The 12,342-nt window shown below is 72.3% G+C and carries 13 protein-coding genes and 1 pseudogene; 7 read left to right on the forward strand and 7 right to left on the reverse strand.

Going from position 1 to position 12,342, the window contains the following annotated elements:
* Positions 1 to 22: 22 nt before the first annotated feature.
* The 5 genes from DK419_RS18440 to DK419_RS18460 all read right to left on the reverse strand — a co-directional run bounded on the left by DK419_RS18440 (position 23) and on the right by DK419_RS18460 (position 5,542).
* Positions 23 to 406 carry a hypothetical protein gene (locus tag DK419_RS18440; RefSeq protein WP_109960379.1) on the reverse strand — a complete coding sequence of 128 codons (384 nt, stop codon included), beginning with the start codon at positions 404 to 406 and terminating at the stop codon, positions 23 to 25.
* Positions 403 to 1,962 (reverse strand): S10 family peptidase, encoded by a 1,560-nt coding sequence (locus DK419_RS18445; protein ID WP_109960380.1) that lies wholly within the window; start codon positions 1,960 to 1,962, stop codon positions 403 to 405. The genes DK419_RS18440 and DK419_RS18445 overlap by 4 nt, the downstream gene beginning before the upstream one ends.
* A 337-nt stretch (positions 1,963 to 2,299) precedes the next feature.
* Positions 2,300 to 2,752 (reverse strand): DNA polymerase III subunit chi, encoded by a 453-nt coding sequence (locus tag DK419_RS18450; protein WP_109960381.1) that lies wholly within the window; start codon positions 2,750 to 2,752, stop codon positions 2,300 to 2,302.
* 62 nt (positions 2,753 to 2,814) lie between these two features.
* Positions 2,815 to 4,647, reverse strand: coding sequence for a methylmalonyl-CoA mutase family protein (locus DK419_RS18455; RefSeq protein WP_109960382.1), 1,833 nt, complete (start codon positions 4,645 to 4,647; stop codon positions 2,815 to 2,817).
* A 91-nt stretch (positions 4,648 to 4,738) separates the two neighbouring features.
* On the reverse strand, positions 4,739 to 5,542 hold the full coding sequence (locus DK419_RS18460; protein ID WP_109960383.1) for an undecaprenyl-diphosphate phosphatase: 804 nt from the start codon (positions 5,540 to 5,542) through the stop codon (positions 4,739 to 4,741).
* Positions 5,543 to 5,961: 419 nt separating this feature from the next.
* Between DK419_RS18460 and DK419_RS18465 the strand changes: the two genes are divergently transcribed.
* The 5 genes and pseudogenes from DK419_RS18465 to DK419_RS18485 all read left to right on the forward strand — a co-directional run.
* Positions 5,962 to 6,654: a glutathione S-transferase family protein gene (locus DK419_RS18465; RefSeq protein WP_109960384.1), complete on the forward strand. Its 693-nt coding sequence runs from the start codon at positions 5,962 to 5,964 to the stop codon at positions 6,652 to 6,654.
* Positions 6,655 to 6,764: 110 nt separating this feature from the next.
* Positions 6,765 to 7,850, forward strand: a complete 1,086-nt coding sequence (queG, locus tag DK419_RS18470; protein WP_245442525.1) for a tRNA epoxyqueuosine(34) reductase QueG — start codon at positions 6,765 to 6,767, stop codon at positions 7,848 to 7,850.
* Between the two features lie 33 nt (positions 7,851 to 7,883).
* A complete protein-coding gene (locus DK419_RS18475; RefSeq protein WP_109960386.1) occupies positions 7,884 to 8,720 on the forward strand; it encodes an SDR family oxidoreductase in 837 nt (278 codons plus the stop codon).
* A 30-nt stretch (positions 8,721 to 8,750) separates the two neighbouring features.
* Positions 8,751 to 9,377, forward strand: coding sequence for a NeuD/PglB/VioB family sugar acetyltransferase (locus DK419_RS18480; protein ID WP_162561309.1), 627 nt, complete (start codon positions 8,751 to 8,753; stop codon positions 9,375 to 9,377).
* 73 nt (positions 9,378 to 9,450) lie between these two features.
* Positions 9,451 to 9,627 (forward strand): annotated as a pseudogene (locus DK419_RS18485) (helix-turn-helix domain-containing protein); the annotation flags it as partial.
* Positions 9,628 to 9,752: 125 nt separating this feature from the next.
* Here DK419_RS18485 and olsB read toward each other — a convergent pair.
* Both olsB and DK419_RS18495 read right to left on the reverse strand, forming a co-directional pair.
* Entirely contained in the window at positions 9,753 to 10,751 is a 999-nt protein-coding gene (olsB, locus tag DK419_RS18490; RefSeq protein ID WP_109960388.1) for a l-ornithine N(alpha)-acyltransferase, read from the reverse strand.
* A 168-nt stretch (positions 10,752 to 10,919) separates the two neighbouring features.
* Positions 10,920 to 11,315, reverse strand: coding sequence for a DUF2267 domain-containing protein (locus DK419_RS18495; protein ID WP_109960389.1), 396 nt, complete (start codon positions 11,313 to 11,315; stop codon positions 10,920 to 10,922).
* Between the two features lie 279 nt (positions 11,316 to 11,594).
* Here DK419_RS18495 and rplU point away from each other — a divergent pair, with 279 nt between their 5' ends.
* Together rplU and rpmA are read left to right on the forward strand one after the other, a co-directional pair.
* On the forward strand, positions 11,595 to 11,912 hold the full coding sequence (gene rplU / locus DK419_RS18500; RefSeq protein ID WP_109960390.1) for a 50S ribosomal protein L21: 318 nt from the start codon (positions 11,595 to 11,597) through the stop codon (positions 11,910 to 11,912).
* Between the two features lie 43 nt (positions 11,913 to 11,955).
* Positions 11,956 to 12,237: a 50S ribosomal protein L27 gene (gene rpmA, locus DK419_RS18505; protein WP_048428413.1), complete on the forward strand. Its 282-nt coding sequence runs from the start codon at positions 11,956 to 11,958 to the stop codon at positions 12,235 to 12,237.
* Positions 12,238 to 12,342 lie beyond the last annotated feature (105 nt).

Consider the following 12,342-nt stretch of genomic DNA (forward strand, 5'->3'; position numbering starts at 1 on the left):
GGGTCGTCGTGGGGCGCCTGCCCTACTTCACGATCCGGTCGAGGCGGTTGTTGACGAAGAAGTACAGCTCCTTGGCGCCCGGCTCGGTGTAGAGCACCTGCACCTCGCGCTGGCCCCGCCCGCTCTCGCCGACCAGCACGTCGGTCGGCGGCTTGCCCTTGAGGCGCACCAGCTCGCACTCGCCGATGCCGGGGGCGATCTCGGCGGCGGTCGCCGGGACCGCGCCGGTGCAGGTGCCGTCGGCCGCGAGCGTCGGCCCCCAGGAGGGCGTGGGCGGCGGCGGCGGGGGCTTGGGGGCCGCGATGGTCACCGGCGGGGCGGCCCGGTCGGTGCTACTGCAGCCGGCCAGCGCACCCCCCACCAGGGCGAGCCCCGTCAGGGCGATCCCGATCCGCGTCCGCCTCATCGTCCCTCGTCCGTCTTCGGCCGGCCGCGCCGCGCGGCCAGGGCCGTCTCGTAGAGGCGGAGCGCGTCGTCGCGCAAGGCCGCCCGCGACGCCTGACGGAAATAGAACATGTGGCCGCCGGGATAGACCGAGAGGGAGAGGCGCTTGCCCGTGCCGTAGGCCGGAAGCTGGTCGAGGATCAGCTTCGAGGCGAAGTAGGGCGTGACGAGGTCGGTGTAGCCGTGGGCGACCAGCACCCGCAGGTCGCCGTCGAGGGCGAGCGCCTGGCGCAGCTCGCCCACCACCTCCGGCGACGAGCGGCCGCCGCCCCAGTTCCAGCTCGCATTCACCGCGTTGTTGAGGAGTTCGTAGCGCAGGTTGGGCACGCGCCAGTTCAGGGTGCGGGCGGTGAGGTCGACGACGGCGCTGGTGAGCGGCGCCACCATGGCGGTGAGGATCGGGTCGGCGAAGCGCCCCTGCGCCGCGCTCGGGTCCGGGTCCCAGCCGGTGACGCCGGTGTCGTAGGCGCTCGCCACCCGGCCCGATTCGCGATCGGCCTCGCGCTGGTAGCTCGACCCGGCGACCCGGCCGGCCTGGCGGCGGACCAGGGCGGGATCGAGTCCGGTCAGGCCCGCGACCCGCTCGGTCATGCGCTCGGTCGCGGCCGTGTCGGCGGGCCCGCGCAAGAGGTCGGCGAGGTAGGGCCCGGTGGCGTAGGCCTCGGCCTCCGCCATCCGGGCGGGGTCGGGCGTCTGCCCGCGGCGCTCCAGGCCGGCGGCGGCCAGCGACGGCAGGCGCGTCACGGCGCCGAGGGGGTTGTGCCGCGCCGGCTGCAGGGAGGCGAAGTCGAGCACCGGCGAGAGCAGGACCAGGCCCGAGAGCCCGACCCCGACGTCGTCCTGGAGCTTGCGGGCGATCAGCGGCCCGCGAAACCCGCCGTAGCTCTCGCCGAGGAAGAACTTGGGGGAGGCGAGCCGGTCGTTGGTGCGCAGCCAGCGGGCGATCGCGGCCGAGAGCACGGCGGCGTCGCTCTCGACGGCGTAGTACCGCTTTCCGTCGTCGCCGGCGGCGCGGCTGTAGCCGGTGCCGACGGGATCGATGAAGACGAGGTCGGTGAAGTCGAGCCAAGTCTCGTCGTTCGGCACCGCCACCGGCGGCATCGAGGGGCTGATGCTCGGCCCGTCGAGGGGCAGGCGCCAGGGCCCGACCGCCGCGAGGTTGAGATAGGCCGACGCCGCGCCGGGCCCGCCATTGACCGCGAAGGTGACGGGCCGCGTCCCGGGCTCGCCGCCCGGCAGGGTGAAGGCCGTGAAGGCGATCTCGGCCTGGAGCTTTCCGGATTCGTCGACGAGCGGCAGGCTGCCGGCCACCGCGGTGAAGCTCAGGGTGCGGCCGCCCGACAGGGTCAGGCTGTGCTGCGTCGTCGCGTCGGGCGGCAGGCGCCGTCCGTCGGGCTGGCGGGCCTCCTGACGTGCCTCCTGGCGGGTCTCCCGCTGCGCCGGCTGCGCGAGAAGCGGGGCGGGCGCGAGCAGCAGGGCTGCTGCGAGCGCGAGGATCCGTGTCGTGATGGTGGTCATGACGTCTCCTCGCGGGCCGGGGCCCAGGGTTGATCGACGATCTAGCGCACCCTCTCGGTCGAAAGATCGGGCGCGGGTCTCTCCTCTCCCCGCGGGCGGGGAGAGGGCCGTGTTTCCGTCCCGGGAACACGGCAAGCGGAGGCGAAAGCCGGAGCGAGGGTGAGGGGGTATCGCCGGACGAGGCTCCTGCGGAACCACCCCCTCACCCTCGCCCTGCGGGCTCGCTGCATCCCTTGAACAGGGACGCAGCCCTCTCCCCGCCCGCGGGGAGAGGGGAAACCCGCGCCATTTCCGCTCCCCGGACGGCTTCGTCGGAACACTCCGAGCCCGTCCCGGATCACGCCTTCTTCTGCCAGCGGCCGCGCTCGTCCTGCTGCCAGTAGGCGACGTCGTGGCCGGCCTCCTTGGCGCCGCGCCACTGCTCGCGGGCGTGCAGCAGGGCGTCCTGGTCGGTGCCGTCGAACAGGATGCAGATGCGCTGGTACTCGGCGGCGTCGTCCGGCAGGGCGGCGCCCTCGACGAGGAAGCGGATCGAGGCGGCGTTCGGGTTCACGTCGCGCAGGGTCAGCACCACGGGCTGCGTCGCGCAATCGGGGTCGCGGTCGGTGCCGTGGGGCAGGAAGCTCTCGTCCGAGAAGATCCAGAGGTAGTCGTCGAGGGCCTGCAGCCGCTCCTCGCTCGTCGCCTGCACGGCGACGCGCCATTGCCGCTCCAGGGATTTCTCCAGGAGGCTCGGCAGCACCTGCTCGAGGGGCTGGCGCTGCATGTGGTAGAACAGGATCTCGGTCACGGTGGATCAAGGTAGGGCGCCCGGGGCCGGACGGCACCGGCCCGGGACGCGATCGCGGGCCGTCAGGCGGTCGCGGCGGCGTGCGCCTGCGCCAGCAGCTTCACCAGGTCGCAGCCGGCATGGAGGTCGTGGGCGATCCCGGCGGCCCGCAGCGCCGGTTCGAGGTCGCCCGGCTTGCCGGCGAGGAAGAGCGTCCCGGCGCCGGCCGCCCGCAACGCCTCCGCGGCGGGCACCGCCTCCACGGCATAGACCGCGTCCGAGGAGCACAGGCAGGCGAGCGGCGTACCCGAGGCCCGGAACGCTTCCGCCATGGCGGCATGGTCCGGAAAACCCTCGTTCGTCACCGCCTCGATGCCGCCGGCCTCGAAGGCGTTGCGGGCGAAGGTCGCGCGGGTGTTGTGGGCGCTCAGGGGACCGAGATTGGCGAGGAAGACCCGCGGGCGCCGGCCCGTCCGCTCGAGGACCGTGTCGGAGGCGTCGCGCAGGGCCTCGTAGGGCTCGGCGAGGCGCCGGGACGGCAGCGCGCCCTCCCCCGCCGGCGTCTCCACCGGGGCGGGCCTCAGCACCGCGACCGGCGCCTCGTGCAGGTCGGGGAACTCGCTGGTGCCGGTGATCGGCTGGCGGCGGGTGGCGAGATCCGCGTCGCGGGCCTTGCGCAGGCCGGCGAGGCGGTCCGCCAGGGCGCCGGAGCGCAGGCTCCCGGCAATGCCCCCTTCCCGCTCGATCGCCTGGAACAGCGTCCAGGCCTCGGCGCACAGAGCGTCCGTCAGGGCCTCGAAGCCGCCGGCGCCGGCGGCCGGATCGGCGACGCGCCAGAGATTGGCCTCGTCGAGGAGCACGTGCTGGGTGTTGCGGGCGCAGCGGCGCGCGAAGGCGTCGGGCAGCCCGATGGCGGCGGTGAAGGGCAGCACCGTGATCGCGTCGGCCCCGCCCAGGCCCGCCGAGAACGCCGCGGAGGTCGCCCGCAGCATGTTGACCCAGGGGTCGCGCCGCGTGGTGCTGCGCCAGGCGGTCTCGGCGTGGAGGCGCAGCGGCGCCGGGGCGAGCCCGCACGCCTCCTCGATCCGGGCCCAGAGCCGGCGGAGCGCCCGGGTCTTGGCCACCGTCAGGAACTCGTCGGAATCGGCGACCAGCAGGAAGGCCAGGGCGGCGCGGGCGCGCTCCAGGCCGTGCCCGCCGGCCTCGAGCGCCCTGAGCGTCGCGAGCGCGCCCGAGAGCACGGCCGCCAGTTCCAGCGCCTCGCCGGCGCCGGCCTCGTGGAAGGGCCGGGCATCGGCCAGGAAGGCGCGGCCGGCGAAGCCCTGGTCCGTGGAGACTTGCCCGTCGAGGTCGCGCAGGATCGCGGCCGGGTCGGGCCAGGACGGCGCCGCACCGGTGGCGGCCTGCACCGCGACCGGATCGAGGCCGAGATCGATGTCGAGGACCGCGAGGTCGTCGCCGCGGGATTTCGCCAGGGCGAGAAGCGCCGTCGCGGCCTCGGGCCCGGCCGCGCCGGCATCGAGCCTGATCCCGATCAGCGGCAGCATCACGTCGGCCAGCGCCGCCTCGAGCGCCTGGGGGCCGGACAGGCCGAAGCCGCGGGCGGCCGGCGCGCCGGCGACCACCAGGGTCAGGGCGTCGGCGCCACCCTCGAGATCGGCGAGCGCGAGCGCGTTGGCCTCGGCCGGGTCCGGATGGTCGACCCGCTGGCTCACCCGCCAGCGGCCGGGCGCGGCCCGGCCGGGCTGGGGGGCGGCGTCGGCCGGGGGGTAGAGCGGCGCGACCCTGATGCCGTCGGGCGTGCGGCGCACCAGCCGCTTGTCGAAATCGGCGCCTTTCAGCACCCCGTCGACCAGGGCACGCCACTGCGCCTCGGTGGCGGCCGGAAACGCGGCGGCGAGCGTCGTATCGTCCATGGCGGGGTCCTCTGGCGCTGGTCTTCTCCCTAACGCCAGGACATAGCCGCGCCACCCGCCATTGGTCGAGGCCTCCGGGAGGCGCCTCGCGTCACCCGAACACGATCAACCCGGCAAAGCCCGCCGCGCCGACCAGGATGCGCCACCAGGCGAACAGCGAGAAGCCGTGGCGGGAGACGTAGTCGAGGAGCTTGCGGACCACGAACAGCGCCGACAGGAACGCCACCACGAAGCCGATCGCGATCAGCCCGACATCGTCCTTCGACAGGTTCTTGTAGTTGTCGAGCAGGTCCTTGGCGAAGGCGCCGGCCATGGTGGGCATGGCGAGGTAGAACGAGAACTCGGTGGCGGCGCGCTTGCCCGAGCCCATCAGCATGGCGCCCACGATGGTGGCGCCGGAGCGCGACACGCCGGGGATCATGGCGAGGCACTGGAACAGGCCGATCTTGAGCGCCATCGGCAGCGAGAACTGGTGCACGTCGTCGTACTTCTGCTCGATCTCGGTCTCGTCGATCACGAGGAGCACGAGGCCGCCGGCGACCAGGGTCGAGCAGATGATCCAGGGGTTGAACAGGTAGAACTTGATGTACTTCGAGAACAGGCCGCCGATGATCGCGGCGGGCAGGAACGCGACCAGGATCGCCAGGATGAAGCGGCGGGCGTTCGGATCCGTGGGTGCCCGCCGCAGCAGGTCGAGGAGCTGGCGGAAATAGACGCCGACGATCGCCAGGATGGCGCCGAGCTGGATCAGCACCTCGAAGGTGTTGTTGGGCGATTCGAAGCCGATGAAGTGGCCGACGAGGAGCTGGTGGCCGGTCGAGGAGACCGGGATGAACTCGGTGGCGCCCTCGACGAGGGCGAGCACCACGGCCTTGCCGATGCTGGCGACGTCCATCACCGCGCTCCCCGATGTGAGCCCGTGCCGCGGGCGGGGGCGTCCGCCACTCGTGTCGCCGTCGTCATATCGCCTGCTCTCGTGATCGCGCCGCGGGCGGTCGAGGGACCGCGTCCGGCGGGGAGGGAAACGGGGCCCGGCGTCAGCGCCGCGCCCGCGTCTTGCGCGCCGGTACGGCGCCAGCTCTGTGGCAAGTCTGTGGTGCGCCGGCCCGGACCGCCCCGGCCTGATGGCCTATCCTGGTACCGTCAGGGTTGAGGCTCGGTTACCAGCCACGAACACCCGTGTTAAGGATGCCGAAAGTTATCCGTGTCCCGGTGACCGGACGTTAATCCTGCGGGGGTCAATCCGGACAGGCACGACCCACCGCGAGCCGACCTTCAAGGCCAGCCAACAGACGAAGCGCGAAACGGCCCCGCATGGCGACGCTCCATCACTCCTCGTTCTGCCCGCATTCCCGCTTCGTGCGCCTGATCATGGCCGAGATGGGCATGGAGCCCACCCTCGTCGAGGAACGCCCCTGGGAGCGCCGGGAGGAGTTCCTGATGATGAACCCCGCCGGCACCACCCCGGTGCTGGTGGAGGAGGGCGGGCTCGCCGTGCCGGGGGGCGGGATCATCGCCGAGTACCTCGACGAGACGCGGGGCCTGGGCCTCGGCGGCTCGCGGCTGCTGCCGGACTCCCCCGCCGCCCGGGTCGAGGTGCGCCGCCTGCTCGACTGGTTCCTGCAGAAGTTCGACCAGGAGGTGACCGGCTACCTCGTCACCGAGAAGATCCACAAGCGCTTCATGACCTCGCAGTACGGCGGCGGTCCCCCTGACATGAACGCGATCCGGGCCGCGCGCAGCAACGTGCGCTACCACCTCAAATACATCGGCTACCTGATCTCGCGGCGGAACTGGCTGGCGGGCAGCCAGCTGACCTACGCGGATCTCGCGGCGGCGGCGCATCTCTCCTGCGTCGATTACCTCGGCGACGTGCCGTGGGATGAGGACGAGATGGCGAGGAACTGGTACGCGCGGGTGAAATCCCGCCCGTCCTTCCGCAGCCTGCTCGCCGACCGGGTGGCCGGGATGGCACCGGCGGACCATTACGCGGACCTCGACTTCTGACACCCGGACACCTGAGACACGGATCTCTGAGACACGGACCTCTGGCACCCGACGCCCTTCGACGCTTCCTGGAGACCCGCGCCCGGGCGCTGGGCTTCGACGCGCTCGCGGTGACGCGCCCGGAGGCGGTGCCGGCCCTGCCCGAGCGCCTGGCCGCCTGGCTCGCGGCGGGCCATCACGGCGACATGGCCTGGATGGAGGAGCGCACGGGGGAGCGGGCGGATCCGGCGCGGCTGTGGCCGCAGGTGCGCAGCATCGTGATGCTCGGCGCCAATGCCGGGCCGGACGGGGACCCGCTGGCGGCGCTCTCCGACCCGTCGCGCGGCTCGATCGCCGTCTATGCCCGCCGGCGCGACTACCACGACGTGATCAAGGGCAAGCTGAAGGAACTCGGGGGCGCCTTCGCGGCGAAGGCGGGGGCGAAGGTCAAGGTCTTCGTCGACACCGCGCCGGTGATGGAGAAGCCGCTCGCCGCCGCCTCCGGCCTCGGCTGGCAGGGCAAGCACAGCGTGCTGGTGTCGCGGACTTTCGGCAACTGGCTCCTGCTCGGGGCGATCTACACCACCGCGGCGCTCGCCCCGGACGAGCCCGAGGGCGACCGTTGCGGCCGCTGCCGGCGCTGCCTCGACGCCTGCCCGACCGACGCGCTGCCGGCGCCCTACCGGCTGGATGCCCGGCGCTGCCTCGCCTACCTGACGATCGAGCATGCCGGGCCGATCCCGGAGGAATTCCGGGCACCGATGGGCAACCGGGTGTTCGGCTGCGACGACTGCCTGGCGGTCTGCCCGTGGAACAAGTTCGCGTCCGCGGCCCGGGAGGCGCGCCTTGCCGCCCGCGAGGATCTGGCGGCCCCGCCGCTCGCGGAGCTGGCCCGGCTCGACGACGCGGCCTTCCGGCTCCGCTTCGCCGGCACGCCGATCAAGCGCACCGGGCGCGACCGCTTCCTGCGCAACGTGCTGATCGCGATCGGCAATTCGGGGGATGCAGCGCTCGCCGGGGAGGTTCTGCGGCTCCTCGACGACGCCTCCCCGCTTGTGCGGGGCATGGCGGTGTGGGCGCTCGCCCGGCTCGGGCGCCTGCCCCCGGTTCAGCCGGACGAGCAGGACCCCGACGTGCTCGCCGAATGGGCGGCTGCGAAAAACCCGGGTGTCCAGAGGGCGAGCCCTCTGGCGGGTGCAGGGCGGCGCCCTGCATAAGACCGCACATCCCTCGGTCTCAGGCTCGGTCGCATGAACCTGTTCGTCTTCGGGCTCGGCTACACGGCCGGCCACTTCGCGGCGCGCGAGCGCGTCCGCTTCGCCTCGGTCGTCGCCACCCGCCAGTCGCCGGCCGCGATCGACGGGGTCGCGGTGCGGGTGTTCTCGCCCGACGAGACGGATCCGCGGATCGCCGACGACCTCGGCCGAGCCGACGCGATCCTGGTGTCGATCCCGCCGGATTCCGGCCACGACCCGGCGCTCGCCGCCTTTGCCGACGCCATCGCCACGAGCCCGGCGCGGTGGATCGGCTACCTCTCGACCATCGGGGTCTACGGCGACCAGGGCGGCGCCTGGATCGACGAGGCGACGCCGCCCTCCCCCACCCACCAGCGCACCCGCGACCGGGTGGCGGCGGAAGACGCCTGGCTCGCCCTCGGAGCGCGGGCGGGCAAGGCGGTGCAGGTGTTCCGGCTGTCGGGCATCTACGGTCCGGGGCGCAACGCCTTCGAGAAGCTGCGGCAGGGCAAGGCGCAGCGCATCGTCAAGCCGGGCCAGGTGTTCAACCGCATCCATGTCGACGACATCGCGACGGTGCTGGCCGCCTCCCTCGACAATCCGCGCCCGGGCGCGGTCTACAACGTCACCGACGACGAGCCGGCGCCGCCCCAGGACGTGACCGCCTTCGCGGCCGACCTCGCCGGGTTGGCCCTGCCCCCGGCGGTGGATTTCGACACCGCCGCCTTGAGCCCGATGGCGCGCAGCTTCTACGGCGAGAACAAGCGGGTGCGGAACCGGCTGATCCGGGAGGAGCTGGGGGTCGCGCTGGCATATCCGACGTATCGGGAGGGGTTGCGAGGGCTGGTGTAGCGGCCCGTCATGTCCGGCTCACCGGCTCCCATGGTGGTTGCGGTCGGCGGTTCGGGCCGGCACGCTCGCGTGGTGCTGGAGGCCGCCGATCTCGCCGGGCTACCGGTCCACGGCGTCCTGTCGGATGATCTGGGTACCGGCGAATCGTTCTTCGGATCGCATCGCGTCCTCGGCGGGCTCGACCGCCTTCGCGATCGGGCCTTCCTGCAAGGCTCCCGAGTCCATCTCGGGACTGGTGATCGGGCCGTGCGGCGGTCGATGGCAGAGCTGGTTCAGGCCGGTGGGGGACGACTCGGCACGATCATCCACCCCGCCGGCATCGTGTCCCCGAGTGCCGTGATCTCTGCGGGAGCATTCATCGCGGCCGGCGCGATCGTGGGCGTCGGCGCCGTCCTGGCGGAGGCCTGCCTCGTCAATACGGGCGCGAGCATCGACCACGATTACCGGCTCGACTTCAGGGTGTGCGTCGGTCCGGGGGCACGGCTCGCCGGGACGGTCCGGTGCGAGGCCGACGTCCATATCGGGCTTGGCGCCTGCATCCTGCAGGGATTACGGCTCGGCCGGGGCGCGGTCGTCGGCGCGGGCGCCGTCGTCACGCGGGATGTCGCGGCCGGCCAGACCGTCGTGGGTTGCCCGGCCCGACCTTTGAAGCGGTGACCGAATCCTCCACGATATGATGCCGAACGACACCGCACGTCGTCATGGCAGCCATCGAGATCGGAACACCGCGATGTCCCGGACGCGCACCCATCCCGGAAAATATCCGCTCACGGGATACCGGGGGCCGCTGACTCTCAGCGCCGGCCAGCTCGCGGACGCGCTCGGCCTACCGCGATCCTGCTTCAATGACAGTGTCCGCGAGCGCCCGTGCGTCGATGCCGACACGGCACTGCGGCTCGGCCGCGACTTCGGCACGACCGCCCAGTTCTGGATCAACATGCGGACGACCCACGATCGTGCGGAGGCGGCCGATCCGTCCAGGAACACGCCCCGGCCGGCGTCTCGACTTAAAACAGGCCGAGAGGCGCCCGCTCACGCCGCGTGCCGCCCCGCCTCGGCGCCGAAATGCCCGATATACCGCTTGGCGATGGCCTCGACCGGCAGCACCACGAACACGTCGGTCGTGCCGAACTGGCGATCGACCACCGCGCCGTCGCCGAAGGTGGCGCCGACCCGCAGGTAGCCCTTGATCAGGGGCGGCAGGGCCTGGAGGGCGGCCTTGGGGTCGATCGCCTCGCGGCTGAGGCGGTCCATGGCGACGTGGCGGTTAGGCAACGCGCGGGCGCGCCAGCCCTCGGGGGCGCGGGCGAAGTGGTGGAGGAAGCTCAAGGGCAGCGCGAGGCGGTCCGGGTCGGTGCCCTCCAGGCTGGCGCAGCCGAGCATCGCGTCGATGCGGTGGTGAAGCACGTAGGTCCAGATGCCGTGCCAGAGCAATTCGACGGTGCGCTTGGTGCGGTAGGGCCCGAGCACGCAGGAGCGACCGAGCTCCAGCACCCTTTTGCCGGCATTGGCCTCGAGCACCGGACCCAGATCGTACTCGCCGGCGGTGTAGAAGCCGAAATGCCGGTCGGCCTGCTCCTGGCGCAGCAGGCGGTAGGTCCCGACGACCCGGGGCTTGGGCTTGCGGAAGGGCTTCTGCTCCTGGGCGTCGTGGTCGATCACCAGGAGGTGGTCGCAGACCGCGTCGTACTCGTCGGCGTCGCGGCGCTTGAGCAGGGCGAGGCCGGTCGGGATCGCCGCCATCTCCTCGTAGAAGACGCGGTAGCGCAGGCGCTGGGCCCGCTTGACCTCCTTCGGCGTCGTCGCGAGGCGCACCTCGAGGGAGCCGATGCGGCCGAGGACCGGGTCGAGGCCGGGGGTCTCGAAGTGCCTGAGGCGCGGGAAGAGCCGCGCGGATTGGCCGAACCCCTGGCCGAACCCCTTGAGGTGGATGCCGCCTTCCGCGGCACGACCCAGGAGGCGGGTCAGGGGAATGCCGGGCGGAGCATCGCGGCCGTCGCCGGCCGGGAAGCGGGTGAGGAACGGAACCATGGTCGAGGCATCCCGTGCGGCGCCGACCGATCCGGCGCCCGTCGACGCGGTCGCCGCGACCGCCCCGCGTGCCGACAAGACACCACGAAGGCAGTACGGGAATATGACAGGGGTTTACAAGAACCCTCAACGAGTTGGCGGGGCGATGGCGCCCCGCCCGCCCGCGAATCAGACGAACTGGCCGAGGCCCGGGACCGAGCCGACGATCGGGCCCATCACGTCCTCGCCGGCCTTCTCGCGGCCGTAGGCGAACAGCTCGCGGCCGAGCGGCTGCATCTGTCCCATCGGCACGCCGGCCGACATCAGCTTCTGGCCGAGCGCCATCACGCCGCCGCCCATCATGCCGCCGAGCATGCCCATCAGGCCGCCGCCGCCCTCGCCGGGGCCGCCGTCGCCCGACTGGGCGATCGCCGTCTCGGCGCCCGGCATGGCGGCGATCAGCTTACCGACCTCCTCGGCCGGGCCCTCCTTCTGCAGGAAGGCCAGGATGAGCCCGATCGCCTTCTGGGCCGTGGTCGCGTCGAGTCCCGTGGCCTGCGTCACCCGGGCAACAAGCTCTTCCATCATGGTCTCCCGCACGTCTCGCGTGCGACCTGCCGGCCGGCACGCCGCCGGGCGGTCTTCGGCGAAGGTCGCCATGAAATCAAGGCGCGGCGGAGAAACCGGGGTGCGACGGCGTTGACAGACGGCGCCCGCGCCCGTAACGGTGACGTCTGGCGCGCGGACCGTAAAGGCCCGCGCGCCGTCGCGTTCGCGGCAGCCCCGACGGGGCCCCGGACGTCAACTGTCAAAAAGACGACCCCGGCGATGAGCCGGAGGCCGGATGGAACACGGACGAGAACGATGTTCGCAGTGATCAAGACCGGCGGCAAGCAGTACCGCGTCGCCGCCAACGACGTCATCACGATCGAGAAGCTCGAGGGCGAGGCCGGCACCGCGGTCACCTTCGGCGAGGTGCTGCTGTTCACCGACGGCGCCGGCGCGACCCAGGTCGGCGCCCCGCTGGTCTCGGGCGTCAGCGTCGCCGGCGAGATCGTGAAGCAGGCCCGCGGCCCGAAGGTCATCGCCTTCAAGAAGCGCCGCCGCCAGAACTCGCGCTGCAAGCGCGGTCACCGCCAGGACCTCACCGTGGTCCGCGTCACGGGCATCAGCGCCGCGTAAAGCTGGCCGCGAGCCCTTTTTCCAGAATTCAGGAGTTAGCCCCATGGCTCACAAGAAGGCAGGCGGTTCGTCCCGCAACGGTCGCGATTCGGCCGGTCGTCGTCTCGGCGTGAAGAAGTTCGGCAGCGAGGCCGTCCTCGCCGGCAACATCATCGTGCGTCAGCGCGGCACCAAGTGGCATCCCGGCGTCAACGTCGGCATGGGCACCGACCACACCCTGTTCGCCCTCACCGCCGGCAAGGTGCAATTCATTACCAAACGAGGCCGCGCCTTCGTAACGGTCGTCGCCAACGACGCCGCCCCGGCCCTGGAGGCCGCAGAGTAATCCGACGGAGCCAGTGACGAGGGAGCTCCGCCGGTGTCCCCACACCGACCCGGCAGCTCCTGCTCACTCCGGCCCCGAAACGGCCGAGCTTCGAGCGAGAACCGA

Source organism: Methylobacterium terrae, from assembly GCF_003173755.1.
GTDB classification, from domain to species: domain Bacteria; phylum Pseudomonadota; class Alphaproteobacteria; order Rhizobiales; family Beijerinckiaceae; genus Methylobacterium; species Methylobacterium terrae.

Bases quoted from the DNA above. Each gene is read 5' to 3' on its own strand.
- DK419_RS18440 (WP_109960379.1), bottom strand. From the start codon at position 406: ATGAGGCGGACGCGGATCGGGATCGCCCTGACGGGGCTCGCCCTGGTG.
- DK419_RS18445 (WP_109960380.1), bottom strand. From the start codon at position 1,962: ATGACCACCATCACGACACGGATCCTCGCGCTCGCAGCAGCCCTGCTG.
- DK419_RS18455 (WP_109960382.1), bottom strand. From the start codon at position 4,647: ATGGACGATACGACGCTCGCCGCCGCGTTTCCGGCCGCCACCGAGGCG.
- DK419_RS18460 (WP_109960383.1), bottom strand. From the start codon at position 5,542: ATGGACGTCGCCAGCATCGGCAAGGCCGTGGTGCTCGCCCTCGTCGAG.
- DK419_RS18465 (WP_109960384.1), top strand. From the start codon at position 5,962: ATGGCGACGCTCCATCACTCCTCGTTCTGCCCGCATTCCCGCTTCGTG.
- DK419_RS18475 (WP_109960386.1), top strand. From the start codon at position 7,884: ATGAACCTGTTCGTCTTCGGGCTCGGCTACACGGCCGGCCACTTCGCG.
- DK419_RS18480 (WP_162561309.1), top strand. From the start codon at position 8,751: ATGGTGGTTGCGGTCGGCGGTTCGGGCCGGCACGCTCGCGTGGTGCTG.
- olsB (WP_109960388.1), bottom strand. From the start codon at position 10,751: ATGGTTCCGTTCCTCACCCGCTTCCCGGCCGGCGACGGCCGCGATGCT.
- DK419_RS18495 (WP_109960389.1), bottom strand. From the start codon at position 11,315: ATGGAAGAGCTTGTTGCCCGGGTGACGCAGGCCACGGGACTCGACGCG.
- rplU (WP_109960390.1), top strand. From the start codon at position 11,595: ATGTTCGCAGTGATCAAGACCGGCGGCAAGCAGTACCGCGTCGCCGCC.
- rpmA (WP_048428413.1), top strand. From the start codon at position 11,956: ATGGCTCACAAGAAGGCAGGCGGTTCGTCCCGCAACGGTCGCGATTCG.